Raw genomic sequence first — 22,188 nt, 5'->3', positions numbered from 1 at the left:
AAACACCACTAAAATGTTGTTAGGGTATTTCTTACACCGATTGATTTTGTATTTCATCGATGAACGAACATAACCGGATATTAGTATGAGGCCTAGTTTTATAGGCGTACGTTATATCTATGAGCATATAGCGTCTAAGACATACATCTGCCTATTATACATCCTTAATTTGGATTCAAGATTAAATCTATGCGTTTCTCAACATCTTGCAAATGATACTTGCTCATGCTATCTGAAGTTCTATTGATAGCATTTTTTACCATTCGCTGTAGGATTACCAATTCAGCTCTTGCTATCGACCGAATATCAGATTGACTTGTATTTACGACCGTTGATTTTTGATAACCGTCATAGGCCGGCTGCTTTTTCTGATTTTCGGCGGTCATTAAATAGGCCAATCGATCAACGTGCGCTTTTTGTAGGTTACGCCTATAGGTATCTATAGTTTTTCCTGTATTGAGTTCAGACCAGATTCCAGTTCTAAGGTCATCCATCATTTGGGTCAGTCGATAAGCTTCGGCACCGTTGGCGGTCTCATTTTCTAGTATTCGCTGCAATTTTCCTAGGCTTAGAATATTGTCTAAGGTACGTACCTGCATGGTTCGCACCTGTTCTAAAAAACCAGAATACTGAATCTTATTAAAGATATTCTGGTCTAACAACCACTCAGGAGTACTAAAAAGCTCTTGCTGTAAGAAGCTCATACAGTTTTCTTGATGTTCTTTTGCTACAGGAATATATACGGCACCTTCTTGGTCATAGGTTTTTTGAAGCTCGTATACCCCACCGATGTTATTGGAAACATGCCCCATGTATCTGTTGAATTGCGCAATTACTTGACCGTATAGTTTTTCTAGGTCCTCATAGGTTTTTCCTTCTTCTTGGGTCCATAGAATGAGGTTGGGTACAATTCGTTTTAAGTTTTCGATACCGTAGGAGCTTGCTTTGATAGCGTCATCGCCCAGATCTTCGGTTTGGGAACTGGGGTCTACTATGTCGCCAACTTGTTGATGACCGAATCGATAAAGCGGATCACCGGCATGTTCCATAATCCATTCATCTAATACCGATTCTTCTTCTTTCGCAGATTTATCTAGAATAGGGTGGTATCCCCACTTGATGGCATATTTGTCATAGATGCCTATATCTGGCATTAGGGCAACATCACCATCTTCGGGTTGGGCTACGTAGTTGAAACGGGCATAATCCATTATAGAAGGTGCCGTACCGTACTTTTTGGTGAAAGATACAGAACGTAATGAATCGACCGGGTAGGCAACGCTGCTTCCCATATTATGGGGTAAACCTAGGGTGTGACCCACTTCATGAGCAGATACGAACCGAATCAGTCGCCCCATGATCTCATCTTTAAATGCTAATTTTTGGGCTTCAGGGTTGATAGCAGCCGTTTGAACGAAAAACCAGTTACGCAATAAGGTCATTACATTATGGTACCAGTTAATATCCGACTCCAATATTTCACCGCTTCGGGGGTCACTAACATGTGGGCCGTTCGCATTGGGAATTGGGGATGCTAAATAGCGAACCACCGAATAACGTACGTCTTCCGGTGACCATTCGGGGTCTTCTTCAGGTGTCGGGGGATCCTTCGCAAGAATGGCATTCTTAAAACCAGCTTCTTCAAAAGCAACTTGCCAATCTTCGATACCCTGCTTGATATAGGGAATCCATTTTTTAGGGGTGGCTCGGTCTACATAATATACTATCGGTTTTTTGGGCTCGACCAATTCTCCATTTTTGAATTTCTCTCTATCTTCTTCCTTAACTTCTAAACGCCATCGGTCTAGAAATTTTACCGTCTTGCTTTCTTGTACATCGAGGCCGTAATCTGTTTGTCCGCTTGTGAACCAACCGACTCGTTCGTCAAAATATCGGCGTTTCATGGGAGTTTCAGGAAGTAACACCATTGAGTTATTGATTTCAACCGATATTGAACCTAGGCTTCCGTTACTCGGTGGTTTTTTTGCCAAATAGGTTTTAACATGGCGAGCCTCTACGTTCAAGGGGTAACTTTTTATACTTTCAATATAGCTTCTGGCCTCATCTAATCGAGATACCTTATAGCGTTCTCTATATCCCTCGGGCATACCTAAGGCCATTACATCTTTCTCAAGAAAATCATTGACCTGAATAACTGTCGCCGGTTTCAGAGAATCTTTTTTAAACGCTTTAATGTCAAAAGCATGAAGCACGGGTTCAAAATTTGAATTGACGACAGCCTCATGCACGGGTAGTGAATCAGCTGCATAGACGTTATAACTTACCACGCGCAATAGAACCTTGGTCGGTTTTTTCTCCCACCGAAGCACTTTAGTGTTTATTTTACCTCCGCCAAAACCGATGCCTGTAGCAGTTTTAGAGATTCTACTTACCATCAACATTTCTTTGTTGAAGAGTGAATCTGGTATTTCGTAGAAATGATCTTCATCGACAACATGAACATCAAAGAGGCCCTTATCGGTCTTTGCTTCTTTAGTAATGACCTTTTTATAAGGTTTTATTTTGTCGTCTTTGTCCTCACCTTTTTTCTCTGATTTTTCGCTCTTGCTCTTTTTGAAAATTTGAGCTTCTACAGTTGTAAAATTAATAGTAAAAAGGAATAAAGTCAGTTTGAAGATGATGGATTTTAGCATGCCTGATTTTTGTTTGGTCTTACAATCGTGCTTAGAATAAAAGGAATTCAAAGAACTGAAAAAAACCTTTAATTTTTTGTTAACTAAATCATAAGCCGAGTTTTCTTCACAACGGTTTTCTGATTAATTAACAGATTGTAGATTTGTTTTATCATCTATGTGGTAACGAAAGTTACTTTGTTTTGTAACATCGAGTAGTTTTATTAGTCTTATATATAAATAATTATCATTTAAATTATTTGAATTAGTCGGGATAATGCCGCTGCTTGCAGCGGCATTATTTTTTTGTTTAGTGGCCAAATGACTCCTAAATACGATAAAATGGTGAAGGCTAATATGTTAATGGCTATAAGAGATTGAAAAGTTCAAATTTTTGCAAATAAAAATTGAAGCGTTTTTTTGCCAAGGTTGTACTTCTCGAAATGTTAAATTGTGAAGATGTTATATTAAATGAGCTTAAACTAAGAATTAGTCAATTTGACATATATGAGGCATCTTTCTTGTAAAATGAGAATGCAATATTGAAACTATACAGCGTTATATAGACTCATACAACAAACCTACAAATGTTATGAACACAAAGAGTTTTAAAGTAACGATGTTATTGGGTCTTAGTTTGGTAAACGCAATATTTGCATCTGACCCAGCAAGTGAACGAGACGATTTAATTATTAGTTCGGTACCTTATATAGAAGAAGATACTGAATTCGACCTCGGTTTCGATACAGCAGATTATTTGCCAGAAGATTTCAATCCCTACAAGATATATGTAGATTTAGATTCTATCGAATTTATCGAAGAAGAAAATGAACTTGATATTAAAACCCAAAAATATCTACCGGACGATTTTAATGCTTATGCGTACCCTACGGATGTTGAAGCATTTGACTATATCGATGCCGCTGATGATATTATAGATTTTGATACAAAAAAACATCTACCAGAGGGTTTTGACCCGTATATAAGGAAGAATTAATAAGCTCCCTATATTTGAATAAGCTAACCATAGGCCCCTTCTGCAAAGTTGGGGCTTTGTTATTTATGTAGGTAAAGTTTAAAAGAGTAGGGGTAGAACAAATTGAAATATCAGAACCAGTATGACAATGGCTATGATGTTGAGTATTACTCCAACACGGGCCATTTCGCTCACCTTTACATATCCGCTTGCGAAAACTATTGCATTAGGTGGCGTGGCCATAGGTAGCATAAAAGCACAACTACTGGCAATAGTTACCGGAATGAGTAAATAAAGAATAGGAAGGTCAAGACCGATGGCGATACCTGCAACTACCGGGGCGAGTACGGCAATTAGAGCCACATTGCTCATTAACTCGGTCATAAATAGCATCAAGGTTATCAATAATATGGCAGTAAACAGAATACTGATATTACTCTCACCAATTGCACCCGATACCATATCTACAATACCGCTTACCGACATTCCTTTTGCCAACGCGAGCCCCCCACCAAAAAGTATTAAGATGCCCCATGCCAGTTTTTCAGTGTCTTTCCACGTAATAATAAAATCTCCTTTTTTCATGTTATAAGGAATGGAAAACATGGCAATAGCGGCCATTATACTGATCATGGTATCGTTAAGTTTCAACGCCGGAAAAACCCCGTTGATTACCGTTCTGAAAATCCATAAAAAGACGGTCACCCCAAAAATGGAAAGTACCATCTTCTCTTTTCCGCTCATAGGGCCTAGTTTTTTAAGTTCTTCATTAATGACTTCCTTAGATGCTGCAAACTTCAATTGTTTGTTGGGATACATCCACTTTACCAGCACCAAGTAACTGATCCATATCATTAAGGCGGAAAAGGGAACGCCGAGTACCATCCATTTTAAAAATGAAATCTCGATATTATATTCATTTTCCAATAGGCCGATCATAACTGAATTGGGCGGTGTGCCGATTACTGTTGCCACGCCTCCGGCATTGGCCGAAAAAGCAATGCCCAGCATAACACTAAGAGCAAAATTTCTGTCATCTTTTGTAAACCCATCGGCATCATTTACCAACAGCCCGATGACAGACATAGCAATGGGTAACATTACTACGGTTGTTGCTGTGTTGCTGATCCACATACTTAAAGAAGCAGTGGCAATCATAAAACCCAGTACTACTTTATTCGGCGTTGTGCCCGTTATTTTAATGATATTCAGTGCAATACGTTTGTGAAGATTAACCTTCTCGAGGGCTAAGGCCAGTACAAAACCACCAAAGAACAAAAAAATGATAGGGCTACCATAATTAGCACCTACATCACCGATATCCATTATTTTTAGAATGGGAAAGAGCAGCAATGGTAACAGGGCGGTAACGGAGATGGATACCGCTTCGGTAATCCACCAGGTGACCATCCAAACTGCGATGGCGATGACACTGTCTCCCTTGTCGGAAATCATATCAAATGGTAGGCTGAGAATGGTGAAGAACAATATCGGGCCCAAGAAGAGTCCTGCTTTTTTGCTTAGCTCCATAGATGGAATTTATTTGCCCTAAACTATGTTATTTCTTTTGTATTTGAAAGCGAAGGCCCAGTTTGCAGATGATTTTTATTAATATATAATAGAATCTGAGGCTATTGCAGGTAATTGGTAATCACCGTAATCAATACTGACCTTACCGTTATTCAAACTTTTGGCCCCAGTTGGGTCCACTTGCGTTTTGTAGAGGTAGATTTTATTCAAGTTCTTGAAATTTAAGAATACGTCAAGTTTTTGTTGAAAATCGCTTCCGGTAAGGTTGATTGTTTTTAGGTGTTCGAGATTTTCTAGCAAGCTAATTTTTTCACCAGTGATCTTAGTGTAATCCAATTTTAAAATTGTAAGGTTAGGTAAGGTACCCAGCATTTCAAAAATGGCGTCGGTCACTTGGGTGCCGCCCAAATCTAAACGTGATATTTGATTTTTAATGGGAACGAGAATTTCAAAATCTCCATCACTAAAACTAGATTGGTTGATGCATGAAACACTTAAAAAGTTGGTAGACTCGCTTATAGGATCAACATAAACCCCTATGGCTTTTATAGCTTTGATACTATCTTGAGAAGCTTTGGGGATTTCGATATCAGGGTGGTCAACGTCATGTTTATTCGGAAAAAATGAGACGAACAGTTCTTTAGGTAATTTTGATTTTTGAATTGAGCCTTCAAATGGGTGTCCGGCATCTACCCAGGCACCCACTAGTTTTATTTCTTCTTTGGTGGGTTGGGTCTTACCTTCAGGCGGCATGTGATTATCATCTTCTATGGGCAGAACCATTCGTGAAAATAACTCACTATGTTCAGTATCTTGGGCAACAAGAACTTCTCCGTTTTCACCTCCGTTGATGATGGCTTCGGCGGAGTGAAGCATTAACTCTCCCTTTGCTTTTTTAGGATTATGGCAACTAACACATTTGTTGTTCAGAATGGGTTGTATAACCTCTTCATATATTAGGGCATCTTGCCAATTCTCTTCGGTAAGGGTTATTTCCTTTTCCTCAAAGGTGTCATAACCCAAGGCCGATTTGATAGAGTTGGGTAATGGTTCTACCAGGTAATCTTCTCCATGGGTAATATTTCCTCCTTGGTGGCCCGTAAATGAAATCAATACAAAAAAGATGATGGATAACCCGATAACTGGTACCTTCGAAATAAATGCAACTAGGTTCAGCTGTTTAAACTTTGCATACATTAAAAACGAAAATAAGGCCGTAGCAATACCTGACCATAAATGCCATTTCACCGTTTCAAACGAATAGCCTTCGCCAATGTATTGCAAATAACCTGTGATGCAGGCCAACGTCGCCGCAATTCCTGCACATAGATAGGTGAAGGCAATTACTTCAGAATATTGATTTTGTTTGCGATCGTACCATTGCAATAGTAAGCCCAAGATTATAAACCCAATAGGCAGATGCACGACCAAGGGGTGAAGCCGCCCTAGAAGTTGTTGCAGAACATCAATCATTTGCTAGCCAATATATTCAAGCGTTCTTTCAAAAGTTTCATCATATAGGTGTTGGCTTCCCATTGATTACCGATGGGTAGTTTTGTATAAGGTAAGGTGGGCATATAGTCAGCGGGGCCAAATTCTGTGGTAATGGTATAATAATCTTTTGTTTCCCATTTTTTCCTGATTATTTTCTCCCATATATCGAGATGTCGGTCTACAGCTTTTTTCCATTCAGGTGCTTGAGGATCGTTAACTTGTGGGCCTTCAGCATGACCAATTCTAGCATGAATGTGAGATGAACGGTCGATAATTTGTTCTAATTCTGAATCTTGTGCCTGTAATAATGACTCATGAACGACCATCCAATGACTAATATCTAAAGTAAGTTTTAATTCCGGAATGGCAGAAAGGTATTTCTGGGTGTCTGGGAGGTTGAAGCTGAAACGCCCTCTGTGTGTTTCATGGTAAATAGGAATGTCATTTTGCCGGGCAATTTTGTTCGCAGCATCGATAAAGGCCTTATTCTGCTCAAATGTGAAAAAATCGCTGCCGGTGTGACAGTTGATATAGGCCGGTTTCCAAGCGACTATATTCTTGAAGTTTTCGGAATAGGCTTTCAAACTTTCTTGAATAGGAATGGATTTGTTAGTGCCGTTTAAAAACCCCACTTGCAGATTGTACTTTTTTAATGCGGTTTTTAGGGCTGTCGCTTCCTTTTCATCCGTAGGAAACCAAGTTTCTAGACCGTCATAACCTGCTGCTTTTGTTTTTTCGCAGAAGGCATCCCAAGATATCGAACGCCCCCAATCGGTTTGAAAAAACAATAGTTTTTTCTTTTCTGATTGAGCATAAAAGTTATTGCATAACACCATTAGAATGGCGTATAGTAAGTGTTTTTTCATATGGGTTGGGTTGGTGGTTCTAGGCTAAGCTAAGATTTCTTTTATAATTTCGCCCTCAACATCGGTAAGACGAAATGGCCTGCCCTGAAATTCATAGGTAAATTCTTCATGGTCGAAACCTAAAAGATGTAAAATGGTGGCATGCACATCATGAACGGACACGCGACCATCAATACCAGAGAAACCAATATCATCAGTTAGTCCGTGAGATGCTCCTTTCTTGATGCCGCCACCGGCCATCCACATGGTAAAGGCGTCTCCGTGGTGATCACGGCCCTTATAAGCCATTTCTTTATTGCCCCGATTTTCTTGCATGGGTGTTCTACCAAATTCACCACCCCAAACAATTAGAGTATCATCTAACAGACCCCGTTGTTTTAAATCAAGAATCAGTGCGGTCATGGGTCTATCAATTTCACGGCATTTATTACGCAAGCCTAGGTCGACTGAACCTTCGCGCACATTTCCGTGGGTATCCCATCCCCAATCGAACAGCTGTACAAAACGTACTCCGTCTTCCACCAGTTTCCTGGCTAAAAGGCAATTGTTCGCAAATGATTCTTTGCCCTGTTCAACCCCGTACATTTGTTTTATGTGTTCTGGTTCGTTGTTGATGTTCATTACTTCAGGAACGGCAATCTGCATTCGATATGCCATCTCATACTGATTGATTCTGGCCAATATTTCGGGGTCGGCATATTTAACGTATTCTTCTTTATTGATTTCGTTTATAGCATCAATGGTGCTTTTCTTTAGATTTCTTGAAATACCGTCAGGATCGTCAATATAAAGCACCGGGTCACCTTTAGAACGGCACTGCACCCCTTGATAAACGGAAGGCAAGAAGCCACTGCCCCAAACGCTTTTTCCGGCATCGGGAGTGTTTCCTCCGGATGTCAAGACTACGAAACCAGGTAGATTTTGATTTTCTGATCCAAGGCCATAGGTGGCCCACGAGCCAATACTCGGCCTGCCTAACCTAGGGCTGCCCGTATGCATGAACAACTGTGCGGGCCCATGATTGAATTGGTCGGTATGCACCGCTTTCAAAAATGCAACTTCGTCGACTACACTTTTGAAGTGTGGGAGAAAATTGGAGACCCAATTGCCTGACTCGCCTTCTTGTTTAAAATCAGCTTGAGGACCCATTAATTTGGGAGTTCCTTTAATAAAAGCGAACTTTTTGCCTTCTAAGAGCGATTGCGGGCAATCTTCTCCGTCATATTTTTGAAGCTCTGGTTTGTAATCGAACATTTCTAATTGTGATGGCGCGCCCGCCATATGCAAGTAAATTACAGACTTTACCTTAGGGCCGTAATGTGGTGCTAATGTTGACAGAGGGTTCAGGTCTCTCTCTGACAAGCCACTGGCTAAGCCGCTATTCGTCTTAGGTTTTGATGGGCTCAATGGATCACATCCCATAAATATAGAACTTAAAGCCAAGCCCCCCATACCTTGGGCACAACTCTTAATGAAATGTCGGCGTGTTTTAGCCTGTGTTTCTCGTTCGAGCTTTTCTCTAAGCAATCGATTTACAATGTCTGAGTTGTGTTTCACAGTTTTGTCTATTAGGCTTTTGTAAGAAATTCATCTAAATTCATAATAGCATTGGCCACCACGGTCAAGGCACTTAGTTCAGGGGAGGGCTTGTCATCAAAATGAAGGAATAATTCCGAAGATTCAGGACTCTCTTTAAACTCCGATAGCGAACTGTTGTAAAGTTCTTTTAAAGTTTTAAGTGATGTCGATTCAATTCTTTTAAAGGTAGCTTTTAAGTATGCATTTGAAATGCTTTTATCTATATCGGAAACCACTCTCGTGTTTTTTGCCAACTGATAAGAGGCCTCTAGATACACCGGGTCATTTAAAGTCACCAAGGCCTGCAATGGGGTATTGGTGACCGTTCTTCTTATAGTACAAACCTCACGGCTTCCTGCATCAAATGTCAAGAAAGAAGGGTAGGGGCTTGTTCGTTTCAAGTAGGTATAAATACCTCTGCGGTAACGGTCTTCCCCTTTACTTTCTATCCATTTTGCACCGTTATATACAGTTTGCCAAACCCCATCGGGTTGCGGTGGCATTACCCCAGGGCCATACATTTTATCGCTTAACAACCCCGCTACGGCCAGAGCCTGGTCTCTAATTTGTTCAGCTCCCAATCTTATTCTTGGTCCACGGGCGTAAAGCTCGTTTTCAGGGTCTATGCGATACATGTCTGAGGTACTCTCGGAACTTTGCCGATAGGTGCCCGACATTGTAATTTCTTTGATTAATGTTTTAATGCTCCAATTCATCTCGTTCATGAAACGAAGCGAGAGCCAATCTAATAATGCAGGGTGTGATGGCGGCTCAGATTGGGATCCGATATCTTCAACCGTAGAAACGATTCCACGGCCAAAAATTTGATGCCATACCCGGTTGACCAAAGTCCGTGCGGTTAACGGATTTTTTTTATCTACAATCCATTTTGAGAGCCCTAAACGATTATCAGGCCAATTTTCGTCCCATGCATTAAGGCTTTTGGGAACACCCGGTTCTACGGTGTCGGTTTTTGTCAACCAACTGCCCCTGTCGAATAATTGAGTAGTACGTTTCATATACTCCGGGTTTTCCGCCATTATTGGTACCGTCAACGGATTAACATTTAGCAATTCAATAAAAGCTTCGTTTATTGCCGACCAGCCAGGCTGTTCTCTTGCAGGCAAATCAGGTATAAAACCGACCCAGTATAAATTAAGTATATTGACTTCTTCGGCAACCGCATTATTCTGGGTCTCGATATAGATATCGGTTTTTTCGGTGATTTTCTTTATTGGGAACTGAAGCGTAGTATTTTCTTTGACCTTATTAATATTAAACTCACCTAAAATAGCACCATCAGCATCACCTTTTCTAATAATCATTTTCGTACCATTATAATGAGACCGCAAGTTGAGATATACATAACTAGCCTCATCGGTATATGCATTTTCTATTATGCAATTGCCGCCATCCCAAAACACGACAGAGGCATGGTCATCATATACACTGTTCTTAAAATCTGAAAAGAAGTGAGACTTATATACCGGTTCGGTGTATTGAAGAAAGTCTTTGTATTTCTTGGTTAACTTTTCATCTGCATGTTTAGACGTCCACTCAACCACTTTATCCACTTTTTTCTGTTGTTCGGGAGTGTACATTTTCAAGACTGGAGATTCGTTGGGCGTATCTTCATCCCTTGAATTATTGAAGAAAGCCATGAGGTTATAATACTCTTTGTGCTTGAAAGGGTCATAAGGGTGGCTATGGCATTGTACACAACCCATAGTAGTACTCTGCCAAACTTCAAAGGTTGTGTTCACACGATCGATTACAGTGGCCACCCGATATTCTTCATCATCGGTACCACCTTCATCATTGTTCATGGTGTTTCTGTGAAATGCCGTTGCTATAAGTTGATCAGTTGAGGGTTGAGGTAGCAGGTCGCCGGCCAATTGTTCTGTGGTAAATTGGTCATAAGGCATGTTTGAATTGAAAGCATCAATTACCCAATCACGGTATTTCCAAATCTCGCGGCCCATGTCTTTTTCGTACCCCTTTGAATCTGCATAACGAGCCAAATCAAGCCACCAAGTCGCCCATTTTTCCCCATATGTTTGTTGAGATAAAAGTGAATCGACCAACATTTCATAAGACAGTTCATTAGCTTCAAATTTGTTGAGTAGTTCTGGGGATGGGGGCAGGCCGGTAATATCAAGGGCCAATCTTCGGGCAATAATATTCTTTTCTGCGGGAGCATTGGGTTGTAATTCGTTATCGGAAAGCTTTACAAGAATAAAGTTGTCGATATCATTCTTTAGAAATTCTGTAGATTCATTGGGTACAAAACTGGCTTCTGATATTATTTTTGGTACTTCTACTTTTTCTGGAAGCGAATATGCCCAATGTTCACCCCATTCAGCACCTTGATCAATCCAACGGGTCAGTAACTCTATCTCCTCATCAGGTAGCTTAGTACCTTCGTAGGGCATGCGTAGTTCGGGGTTTTCTTCATGAAGTCTTTTAATCATTTCACTACCTGAAGCGTTACCTTTGACAATCGCTGGTTGACCCGATTCTGTGTTTGCAAAAGCTTCCTCTTCGAAAAGCAAACTGAAGCCTCCGCTCTTTTTTATACCACCATGGCAAGAGATACATCTTTTGTTCAATATCGGCTTTATCTGAGTGCTGAAATCGACACGATTGGCATCTTGGCAGGAGTGCAGTAGGCCTATTGAAACCATAACACCCGCTGCCGTGAATATTCGAAAAATAATATTGATCCTTTTTTTCATTTGTAATAAGATAAGCAATATTCAAGCGCAAAAGCACCCCAGAAAAATAGATGGATTAAAGTTAAGAAATTATAGGCGGTTTTAAAGAGTAACTTAATCGTATAGACCTAACAATACTTTACTTTGATGAAGGATACATCTGATTGAAATAGACCTCGGCAGGTGCATTGTTCTTCACGAAAATAAGAGATTTTTGCATTTTGTTTATTAGATTGATCGGCTCTATGTGCCTCACCTCCCCTTGAATTAATAAACCACTTTTCTCAGGTGTTACAGTTTTGAAATTCCCCATGCCATCGCCCTCAAGTAATAAACCATAAGATGCGTCGTTTCGTGGAGTTTCGACCTCCGCAGCATAATTGTTGCCTGCAATGAGTATATCTAGATTTCCGTTATTAGTATAATCGTCTATGGCGATATCATTAACGGAGGAAATCTGGGCAAGCATAGGTAATTCGGTTTTTTTAAATTTTCCGCCCTTGTTTTCAAAGTAGCAGGTCGCAAAATTATTAGCTTTATAGTTCACGGCTTGGCTCAGTTTTTCCTTACCAAATACTTCGGCCATGGTGGCCTTTCCGAAACTATCGTAGGTTGGAAACTTATCTTTGATAAATGGCATTTGATCAGAAGAGCATTGCCGGCCCCTTAGCGGATATAACTCTTCTTGATCGTGGTAACCCAATACAATGTCTATGCTACCTGAATCATCAAAATCGGCGGCATAGACCTCAAATGGTTTTGCAGTGTTTGCCTTGTATTTATAGTTCAGGCCGAGATTACCTGCAACGAGATCCATGTCACCATCCCCATCAAAATCAGCGGAGGAAATGCAGTTCCACCATCCTGTCTCATTATGAAGATTAGCATCTGAGGTTACATCTTGAAAACCGTCATTCATGTTTTTCAAAATTTTAGGCGTCATCCATTCTCCAACAATGATAAGGTCGCTACGGGTATCGTTATCAATATCGGCCCAGATTGCATCGCTGACCATACCAAAGTCTTGTAACATGGGCGCTATTTCTTTTGTAACATCATTAAAAGCGATTTTTTCTTTTGAACTGACATTCATTAAGAGTTGACTGTCGGCGGAATAAGGATATTTGCCTGGCACCTGTCTTCCACCAACGAAAAGATCTATATCACCATCGCCATCGAAATCAAAAGGCACAACACAACTTCCGCTAACAGAAGAAACGGGTAATGAATTCTTCTGTAACCTAAAAATACCTCCTTCATTTTTAAATAGTTGGTCTCTATAACTTTCCGGATTTTCTGATTCATTGCTACCATTGACCACATATAAATCTAAATCTCCATCGTCATCGGCATCAAAAAAATGAGCGGCCACATTTTCTTTATGCTCGGCAAAACGAAAGTCATTTTGAATACTTTCCTCAAATGTGCCTGATTCTCTTTGCAAGTATAAACTTGGCGTTGTACCCATTGACTGCCCTAAGAAAAAATCATCGGTGCCGTCACCGTTAACATCACCAATGGCAAAGCCCGGGCCGAACTGTGACATTTTATGAGGTAGAAGACTTTCCCGTTTAAAATCGTTAAATTCATTTTCAATATGTTCAATATCTAAAACACCATTGAACGGAATAAAGGTGGGGTTGAAATCTTTTTTTGCTATACCCTCAGCTCTTGCATTTTTATATTCCAAAGTTATTTGTTGATTAGATTCGATATTAGTCATTCGCTGTTTACGGCCGTCAGACCATGTTACCTCTAGCGTATCAATCAGCGTTACTTTTCCAAGGCCAAAATGCATGGCATTGCCAACGGCTGATTGAAACCCTCTAGTGTTGTAATGTTCTCGAAGCTGTTGTTTATTTTTTATTTTAATAGATACTCTTGTGCCAATGCCATTTAAATTACTTTTGTTCCCTTTTAGATTAACTTTTAGATAATTAGCCAATTTTTTTTCCACACTGTTATTCTTATATACAAAGGCTAGGGTATCAGAATTATTGAGCACTAAGTCAAGGTCACCATCATTATCGAGGTCGCTATAGGCCGCCCCATTGGAGCAACTTGGCAACGAAAGACCCCATTCTTCACTTTGGTCGGAAAATTTGAGGTTGCCCATATTTCTGTATACATAATTAACTTCTCTACGTGATGGCATTTTAGAGATCAAATCTCTCAGTACGGTCTTTTTATCGAGATTTGGGTTACTAATTATTTCCGCTTCCTTATTACGCCGATAGGTGTTAAAGTCATTGTTTCTAAAATCACGTTTAATACCGTTTGAAACGAAAAGGTCTTGAAGACCATCATTATCCAAATCCATGAATAGGGGGCCCCAACCCCAACCCGTATTTGATACCCCGGCAAGCTGACCGATATCGGAAAACTTAGGTCGCATGCCATAATCAATACCTGTATTAAGCTGCAATGTATTGTACATATACTGATAGTGTAGGCCTTGATTCACATGCGCATAGAATTTATCGGGGTTCATGCCCGACATGCTTGTTTTTATACCATAGTTGTCTTCTGCCACCATATCTAATGTTACTATATCGAGAAGGCCATCGTTATTGAAATCGGAAATATCGTTCCCCATTGAATAGTTCGAGATATGACCAGTAGTTTGTTTTATACTTTCGGTAAAGGTGCCGTCGGTATTGTTAAGGTATATATAATCATGTTCGCTGTAATCATTGCCGATATAGAGATCTGGCCAACCATCGTTGTTTAGGTCACCTACGGAAATACCTAAGCCATAACCTATAGGGTTTTGATAAATACCGGCCGACTCGGAGACATCTACGAATTTTCCGTTATCATTTTTAAAAAGAATGTCACCCACCAAAGGTGCTTTTTGAGATTTTAATTCTTCAAAACTTCCTTTCACACCCACATAAACATTATGATTAAGCAGATACATGTCCAGGTCACCATCTTTATCATAATCGAAAAATGCAGCCTGGGTCGAGTAACCTTGATAATCCAAGCCATATATAGAGGCTTCTTCTTCAAAAACAGGTATGCCGTTGACTATACCCTGATTAACAAAAAGTTCATTTTTGCTTAGACTTTTATCGGAAAATCTTCCGGCGCGACAGACATAGATATCTAAAAGACCATCATTGTTGATATCAATAGTCGTAACTCCGGTCGACCATCCTTTTGATCCCCCAGCACCAGATTTCACGGTAACGTCTTCGAACTTAAGATTTCCTTTGTTGAGGTATATTTTATTCTGACCTAGATTAGAAGCAAAATAAAGATCTGGAAGGCCGTCGTTATCAAAATCACCGATTGCCACACCTGCACCGTTGAGATAGTATTCAAAAAGAATACTGTTCATCGATTCGTTCTCGGGTAGGTCGTTACTGAAATTTACATTAGAATATGAGGCAGGAACAAGTGATAATAAAGATAATTCATCTTGGTGAGGTCGATCGGTTTTCGAAGTACAGGATAAAACCAAACTTATAAAAAGGCTACTAATACAGAAGCGGAAGTACTGTCGTATATTCATCTAAATAAATATTAAGCTTCGAAGGTTAAATTAGCGATAAATGAAAGGATTGCAAAAAAAGAAAGAGGTCGTTTGATGCGACCCCTTTTTGTTTTTCACCAAAAGACTATGACTATTTCCAAAGTGCATTCTGCTCTATGAGCGTATTGGCATTTACCTCTTGATTAGGAATAGGCAGCACCGCATCTTTGCGACCGTCGACATCGGCTGCACGATTGGTATATGTGTTGACATAGTCGGCAATATATTCCACACCGGCCCTTTTTAGAGTAATAAAGGTCTGTCCTTCAAAAGCAAATTCCCAAGCTCTTTCTTGAACTATGGCGTCTTTAAGGTCTTGTTTGGACAATCCGGATAGAGGCGGCAGAGACGCTCTGGCCCTAACAGTGTTTATACCTAAATAGGCATCGCCTTGTCCACTTTCGTTAGCCGCTTCTGAATGCGCCAACATAACGTCGGATAGCCTAAGTGCTGGAAAGTTTCTCTCCGTATTATCCCAGCTAGATGGTTCCGTCTCCAAGTATTTAACAACATAGGCGCTTCTATACGTTCTTTCAGTACTTCCGCTTCCCACAAAATTAGACTTGGCATTAGGGTCCCAAGTTACCTGATCGTTTACGTTTCGAGAATAGTATGATTCTACAAAAGTACCTGGTATACGTGCATCTTCATCATCATAGGTCATTCTAAACTCTGGTTCTCCCCAAATCCAGGCGTCTGCCCATCCGGCCGCTGCAGCGGTCTGATTCTCAGCATCAGGTCCGGCCCAGTCTGTTGGTGAAAAATGTGCCAAAAAATTCGAATTCTTGTTAGGGTCGGCAGCATAGCTAAACTGAATTTCGAACAGCCGTTCGCCCATATTCTCATGTTCAACATCAAAATTAAATGAGAAATCATCAAATAGGGTCAAGCCCGAATTATCGATAACATTTTCAGCCGCATCACGAGCTTCATTGAACTGCCCTGTTTCAAGATACGTCTTCGAAAGAAATCCTAGAGCGGCCCATTTAGTAGCTCGACCAAGATCCCCACCGGAATAAGAAGGAGGTAATGCAGCCGACGCATCGATGAAATCGGCAATTGCTTGATTTAAGGCTCGTTGTTTGCCGTCTTCATTACTTGCTGCCGCATCAAATGATGTTGTTGGTTCTGTATATACAGGTATATCATCGAAATAAACTGCCAAGTGGTAATAGAAATAGCCCCTCAGAAATTTTGCTTCCCCTATTATTCTACTCTTTTTCGTCTCATCCATTTCTATGTCAGGAACGTTGGTAATTATATTATTGGCATCATTAATCGCCTTATAAGATATGTCCCAATAAGAGGCTAAAACACCATCGCCAGGTGTCAAGGCTCCAGAGGCATAATTCAAGGGCTGTTTTTCGTATCCGGTCGAATATCCCAATATGCAGTCAAAACAAAATCTGGCATACATGGTATTGAACCATTCGCGACCTAAGTTGTCATAAGCTCCATTAAGAGCTGTGAGGGCATCGTTTTCTGATTTGTAGAAAGCGTTGGAACTGCTAAAGTCAGGATTTTCATCAAGGTCTGAGCAACTTGCCGCAATTAAACAAATAGCTGCAAAACCTAGTAGCCACTTGCTTTTTTTAGTCAAATTTTTAATCAATTTCATAATATTTTTTTTATAAAGATTCTAATACTACTTAAAACTTTAAATTAACTCCCAATGTAAATGTCTTTGCTCTTGGGTAGGCATCGTAATCGTCGGCCCTATTGAGGTTGTCCTGTCCAGAATTATTTACTTCCGGATCATAACCTGAATAGTCTGTGATAACAAAAAGATTTTGGGCACTGACATAAACTCTTGCAGCCTCTAACCCCCTTATTTCAGGTAGATTATAACCTAGAGATACGTTCTGTAACCTAATATACGACCCATCCTCAATAAAAAATGAAGAATTCCTAAAAAAATCGGCGAACTCCCTATTTGCATCTATTATCGGTCTTGAGGCGTCCGTATTTGAAGGTGTCCATGCATCTTCAAAGGCTACGGAGTATTGATTATAGTTGCCAACCCCATCTGCATGTTCCGCAGCTTGCAAGTTTCTTACTTGATTACCCTGAGAGCCCTGAATGAAGATGTCAAGATCGAAATTTTTGTACGATAGATTTTGTGATAAGCCCCAAGTGAAGTCGGGGTTGGGGTCACCGATGATGCTTTCATCATCTCCAGTTATTTCACCATCACCATCTAAATCGGCATATCGTACATAACCGGGCTTATCAAACCCAAAGGAAGCGTTGGCGGCAATCTCTTCTTCACTTTGCCATATTCCTATTGCCGTAAGGCCTTTCCATACTCCTATAGGTTCGCCGATATCCACCCAACTTCCCCTGATCCCTAAATGGCCGCTAGGGCTGGCGCTGTTAAAAGGAGCGGAATCTCCTAAATCTGTAATTTCATTGCGTACGAAGGATATGTTGGCATTAATGTCCCATTTAAAATTATCTGAGCTCGCAATAACTCCGTTAACAGCGAATTCATAACCGGTATTCTCTAGAGCCCCGGAATTTTTCAATGCATTGGTGAATCCGATACTTGAGGGAAGAGCTACCTCCAATAGCAGGTCGTCGGTTTTAATTTTATAATAGTCTGCAACGAAAGAAAGTCTATTGTTTAAGAAACTTATGTCGAGACCGACATCGAACTGACCGGTTTTTTCCCATTTTAGATCATCGTTAGCGATACGGTTTATGCGGAGGCCGGGCACCAGTTGGCCGGCAAGAATATAATTGGCTAAATCTAGAGATGCAAGTGAGCGGTAGGGTGGTATTTCAGAGTTTCCCGTAAGGCCGTAACTCAACCTAAGTTTCATATCGCTGATCGCATCTAAATTCTCCATGAATGACTCTTGCTTTAGCTTCCAAGCAACTGCTGCCGACCCAAAATTGGCCCATTTATTATTTGCTCCGAATCTCGAAGAACCGTCTCGTCTAAAAGTACCGGTAATCAGATATTTGTCTAATATGCTGAAGTTTAACCGACCTAGTATAGATTCCAATTTCCATTCTATGCGATCAGATTGTGGTCTTAAAGGTTCAAGTCCATCTTCAAGCTGATTGGCATCTTCATCATCTATGGTAAAATTCATACTTGAGGCTTCGGTGTACTTGTTGGTTTCAGTTTGGTACGTGTAACCAGCTAGGGCATCCATGCGAATAGCATCGCTCAGTTCACTAGAATACGATAGGGTGTTCTCGCTCAGTATATTTGTAAGACTTCTTGACGCTTCTATTTTTTGAATATTATTTTGTCTACCCAAACGGGTATCAAGTGAATAATAGGTACTTCTATTGGTGTTCAATATATCAAAACCAAAACTGGTTTTCGCCTTTAGCCCTTTGAGAAGCTCATATTGTACGAACGTATTGGATAGCATACGGTTGGTTTTATCCGTATCTCTTGCCTCAGCCGATTCGGCTATGGGGTTGATATCAAAACGTCCATCATAAAGAAAGAAATTGTAATTGCCATCTGGGGTAAAAGGTGCCTCTGTTGGGTCACTACCGATAGCGGTAATGGTGAGCCCCCCCGGCCCGCCACGGTCTGTACTCTGGGCATTCGTAATACCTCTAGAGAATGTATTTCTGGTGCCCAAGACAAGTTTGCCGTCAAAACCTTTAGAATCTATATTTGCGCGTATACTGTTTCTTCCAAAATCGGAATTTAAAACGATTCCTTCGTTTTTGAACGTGCCGACGGTAAAGGCATATTTAGTATTTTCACTGCCTCCTGTGAAAGAAAGTTGATGATTAGAAATACCACCAGTTCTAAAAATTTCATCTTGCCAGTAGGTGCCTCGGCCTAAGGATTGGGGATCAGGGTAAGGTTCTGTAATACCTCTAGATGCCGCCCGAAGATTTTGATATAGAGCATAATCGGTAGCATTGAGTACATCTAGCCTTTTCGCAGGTTGCTGTAAGCTATATGATCCATCATACGAAATTTTCAGTTTTCCTGAAGTACCTGCTTTTGTAGTAATCAATACAACACCATTAGAACCTCTGGATCCATAGATTGCTGTGCCACTGGCATCCTTTAAAACCTCTATTGACTCGATGTCATTTGGGTTCAGGGTAGCAAGTACGTTAGTAGGCCTACGGTTTCCCCCAGCCCCTGCAGAACTGTTATCGGGATATATCGGAAAACCATCGATGACATATAAAGGTTCGCTACCGCTGCTTATCGAATTGGCCCCACGCACCCTAATGCTCAGACCGCCTCCAGGTGCAGCAGATGTCTGTGAAACTTGCACACCAGCGGCCCTACCTTGTATACCTTGATCTATTGAAGTAACAGGAAATTCTTTAAGTTTTTCACCATCTACGGAAGAAACCGATCCCGTGAGGTCGCTCTTTCTAACCGTACCATAACCAACCACCACCACTTCATCTAATTTTTGGGAGTCGGCCTTCAGGTTAACATTTATTGTCTCTTTACCGTCTACCGCCAATTCTTGCGTTAAATAGCCCACATAGCTGAATACCAGAATACCATCTGAGGCGACATTACTGATAGTATAATTACCGTCAAAGTCAGTAGTTACGCCGTTTGTGGTACCTTTTTCAACAATGTTTACCCCAGGCAGAGGGCCTTGGTCATCTGAGAGTGTTCCCGAGATACTAATTTCTTGGGCGTGTGCGAAAATCCCGAATAACGAGAAAAAAAGCACCCATAAGATTTGATTTCTGTAGTTAGTTTTCATAAAAAAATCGAGTATTGAGTTGTTAAATTCTGATTTTGAAGGGTTTTAATTAAGATTACGTTAATTTTACATTAGTTTATTTGTGTGAATATTACCCTTTTTTTTGGAATCTTAAAATTTTCCCAAAAAAAAATAAGAAAGCAAATGTGCAGATTGTCGACTGGCTTGTAATATCAGTGCACTGGTAAGTGCAAAAAACTCTTCTCAATCTAAACTGAAAATTATAGCAGTCTGAAGTGATGATTATAGGTAATTATTTTTGTGTGACAATGCCCATAAGTTTATCATCTGCCGATAATTTGGGTCGCTGTTGCCACAGAATTGTAACACAGAACTCCACTTTGTTTTCGAGTAAGTTTAAAGATAAATTGAAGGCATTAAAAAAACAGAGGCCATATGGCCTCTGTTTTAATATATAATAGTCAATAGAAATTATGCTTTCAACTCCACAGATTTCTTTGCTCCCTCAACATTTACTTTGATTAAACCATGTTTAGAAAGGGCTTTCATAGACTTGTCCCATTTCTTACCGCTGAGTCCGGCTTGAGATTTTAGCTCGTTCAAATCCATGTTTCCTACAGGTTTTAATAGCTCGACAATAGCTTTTTCTTCATCGGTAAGTTCTACCTGCTTTTTCTCAGGTCTCATTTGCGGGAAGAACAACACCTCTTGAATAGAAGAATTATTGGTCATCAACATGACCAAACGGTCGATACCGATACCGATACCAGAAGTTGGGGGCATACCATACTCAAGTGCCCGTAAAAAATCTTGATCAATGAACATAGCCTCATCATCTCCCTTTTCAGAAAGTTTTAATTGCTCTTCAAACCGTTCTCGTTGGTCTATCGGGTCATTCAACTCTGAGTATGCATTCGCCAATTCTTTACCATTTACCATGAGTTCGAACCTTTCTGTCAAAGCAGGGTTGTCACGATGTTCTTTCGTCAGCGGACTCATCTCTTTCGGATAGTCGGTAATGAAAGTGGGCTGTACGTAATTATGTTCACATTTCTCACCAAAGATTTCATCTATCAACTTACCGATGCCCATGGTATCATCTACTTCGATACCAAGATTTTTGGCGGTTTCGCGAAGTTCGCTTTCCTCCATTCCGGATACATCGATACCGGTATGAATTTTAATGGCTTCCAAAATAGGAACTCTAGGGTAGGGAGCCTTAAATTCAATTTCGTGCTTCCCGACAGTTACTTTTGTGCTTCCCGTCGCTTCAACTGCTATTTTCTCCAGTAGTTGTTCCGTGGTGTCCATCATCCAATGGTAATCTTTATAAGCGACATAAAGTTCCATTACAGTAAATTCAGGGTTGTGGGTACGATCCATTCCCTCATTACGAAAATCCTTAGAAAATTCATATACACCGTCGAAGCCACCGACGATGAGTCGTTTTAAATAGAGCTCATTGGCAATACGTAAATATAGAGGTATATTTAATGCATTGTGATGCGTCAAAAATGGTCTCGCCAAAGCACCACCAGGTATGGGTTGTAAAATCGGAGTTTCAACCTCGAGATAACCCTTGTCATTGTAAAACTGACGTATGGTGTTCGTGATTTTTGTACGCTTGATGAAAGTTTCCTTCACCTTGGGATTCACCACTAAATCAACATAACGCTGTCGATATCGTTGCTCAGGGTCGTTGAATTCATCGAATACTTTACCTTCCGCATCTTTTTTGGGCAACGGCAACGGTCTTAAAGACTTGCTCAAAAGGGAGAAGTTTTTTACCAATACCGTTTTCTCACCAACTTGTGTAGTGAAAAGTTCACCTTCGACCCCTATAATATCGCCGATGTCGAGTAATTTCTTATAAACATCGTTGTAAAAGGTCTTATCATCATCGGGGCAAATCTCATCACGGTTAAAATAAACCTGAATACGACCTTCGCTATCTTGTAACTCTGCGAAGGAGGCCTTACCTTGAATTCTTCGAGACATCAACCTTCCGGAAAGAATAACTTTTTTCCCTTCTGAATACTCTTCTTTTGCACTCTTTGAGGTGGTATTAACGGGATATAGTGCAGCGGGATAAGGGTCGATACCTACTGCCCTCAATTTGTTCAATTTTTCCCTTCTAATTAATTCTTGTTCCGAAAGTTGCATATGCTTCTGAATTGAGCCTGCAA

The 22,188-nt window shown here is 40.4% G+C and carries 11 protein-coding genes; 1 reads left to right on the top strand and 10 read right to left on the bottom strand.

Annotated elements, in window-relative coordinates:
• Positions 1-164: 164 nt before the first annotated feature.
• Positions 165-2,654: a zinc-dependent metalloprotease gene (locus IV512_RS19165; RefSeq protein WP_209406292.1), complete on the bottom strand. Its 2,490-nt coding sequence runs from the start codon at positions 2,652-2,654 to the stop codon at positions 165-167.
• Positions 2,655-3,225: 571 nt separating this feature from the next.
• Between IV512_RS19165 and IV512_RS19160 the strand changes: the two genes are divergently transcribed.
• Entirely contained in the window at positions 3,226-3,630 is a 405-nt protein-coding gene (locus tag IV512_RS19160) for a hypothetical protein (protein WP_209406290.1), read from the top strand.
• Positions 3,631-3,708: 78 nt separating this feature from the next.
• Here IV512_RS19160 and IV512_RS19155 read toward each other — a convergent pair whose 3' ends face one another.
• From IV512_RS19155 to lysS, 9 genes are all read right to left on the bottom strand, one after another.
• On the bottom strand, positions 3,709-5,139 hold the full coding sequence (locus IV512_RS19155) for a DASS family sodium-coupled anion symporter (RefSeq protein ID WP_209406288.1): 1,431 nt from the start codon (positions 5,137-5,139) through the stop codon (positions 3,709-3,711).
• 78 nt (positions 5,140-5,217) lie between these two features.
• Positions 5,218-6,612: a c-type cytochrome domain-containing protein gene (locus tag IV512_RS19150; RefSeq protein WP_245224969.1), complete on the bottom strand. Its 1,395-nt coding sequence runs from the start codon at positions 6,610-6,612 to the stop codon at positions 5,218-5,220.
• A complete protein-coding gene (locus IV512_RS19145) occupies positions 6,609-7,499 on the bottom strand; it encodes a sugar phosphate isomerase/epimerase (RefSeq protein ID WP_209406287.1) in 891 nt (296 codons plus the stop codon). The genes IV512_RS19150 and IV512_RS19145 overlap by 4 nt, the downstream gene beginning before the upstream one ends.
• Positions 7,500-7,523: 24 nt before the next feature.
• Entirely contained in the window at positions 7,524-9,056 is a 1,533-nt protein-coding gene (locus IV512_RS19140; RefSeq protein ID WP_371743327.1) for a DUF1501 domain-containing protein, read from the bottom strand.
• A gap of 11 nt (positions 9,057-9,067) precedes the next feature.
• Positions 9,068-11,812, bottom strand: coding sequence for a PSD1 and planctomycete cytochrome C domain-containing protein (locus IV512_RS19135; protein WP_209406285.1), 2,745 nt, complete (start codon positions 11,810-11,812; stop codon positions 9,068-9,070).
• 118 nt (positions 11,813-11,930) lie between these two features.
• Positions 11,931-15,308 carry a VCBS repeat-containing protein gene (locus IV512_RS19130; protein WP_209406283.1) on the bottom strand — a complete coding sequence of 1,126 codons (3,378 nt, stop codon included), beginning with the start codon at positions 15,306-15,308 and terminating at the stop codon, positions 11,931-11,933.
• A 112-nt stretch (positions 15,309-15,420) separates the two neighbouring features.
• Positions 15,421-16,947 (bottom strand): RagB/SusD family nutrient uptake outer membrane protein, encoded by a 1,527-nt coding sequence (locus tag IV512_RS19125; RefSeq protein WP_209406281.1) that lies wholly within the window; start codon positions 16,945-16,947, stop codon positions 15,421-15,423.
• Between the two features lie 31 nt (positions 16,948-16,978).
• Positions 16,979-20,041, bottom strand: coding sequence for a TonB-dependent receptor (locus IV512_RS19120; protein ID WP_209406279.1), 3,063 nt, complete (start codon positions 20,039-20,041; stop codon positions 16,979-16,981).
• Positions 20,042-20,473: 432 nt separating this feature from the next.
• Positions 20,474-22,165, bottom strand: coding sequence for a lysine--tRNA ligase (lysS, locus tag IV512_RS19115; RefSeq protein ID WP_209406277.1), 1,692 nt, complete (start codon positions 22,163-22,165; stop codon positions 20,474-20,476).
• Between the last annotated feature and the right edge of the window lie 23 nt (positions 22,166-22,188).

The sequence above is a fragment of the Pseudozobellia sp. WGM2 genome (genome assembly GCF_017810075.1).
Lineage (GTDB): Bacteria > Bacteroidota > Bacteroidia > Flavobacteriales > Flavobacteriaceae > JADNYK01.
Note: the sequence above shows the minus strand (reverse complement) of the source record. Positions and strands in the feature narration are given on the sequence as shown.

Bases quoted from the DNA above. Each gene is read 5' to 3' on its own strand.
- IV512_RS19165 (WP_209406292.1), bottom strand. From the start codon at position 2,654: ATGCTAAAATCCATCATCTTCAAACTGACTTTATTCCTTTTTACTATT.
- IV512_RS19160 (WP_209406290.1), top strand. From the start codon at position 3,226: ATGAACACAAAGAGTTTTAAAGTAACGATGTTATTGGGTCTTAGTTTG.
- IV512_RS19155 (WP_209406288.1), bottom strand. From the start codon at position 5,139: ATGGAGCTAAGCAAAAAAGCAGGACTCTTCTTGGGCCCGATATTGTTC.
- IV512_RS19150 (WP_245224969.1), bottom strand. From the start codon at position 6,612: ATGATTGATGTTCTGCAACAACTTCTAGGGCGGCTTCACCCCTTGGTC.
- IV512_RS19145 (WP_209406287.1), bottom strand. From the start codon at position 7,499: ATGAAAAAACACTTACTATACGCCATTCTAATGGTGTTATGCAATAAC.
- IV512_RS19135 (WP_209406285.1), bottom strand. From the start codon at position 11,812: ATGAAAAAAAGGATCAATATTATTTTTCGAATATTCACGGCAGCGGGT.
- IV512_RS19130 (WP_209406283.1), bottom strand. From the start codon at position 15,308: ATGAATATACGACAGTACTTCCGCTTCTGTATTAGTAGCCTTTTTATA.
- IV512_RS19125 (WP_209406281.1), bottom strand. From the start codon at position 16,947: ATGAAATTGATTAAAAATTTGACTAAAAAAAGCAAGTGGCTACTAGGT.
- IV512_RS19120 (WP_209406279.1), bottom strand. From the start codon at position 20,041: ATGAAAACTAACTACAGAAATCAAATCTTATGGGTGCTTTTTTTCTCG.
- lysS (WP_209406277.1), bottom strand. From the start codon at position 22,165: ATGCAACTTTCGGAACAAGAATTAATTAGAAGGGAAAAATTGAACAAA.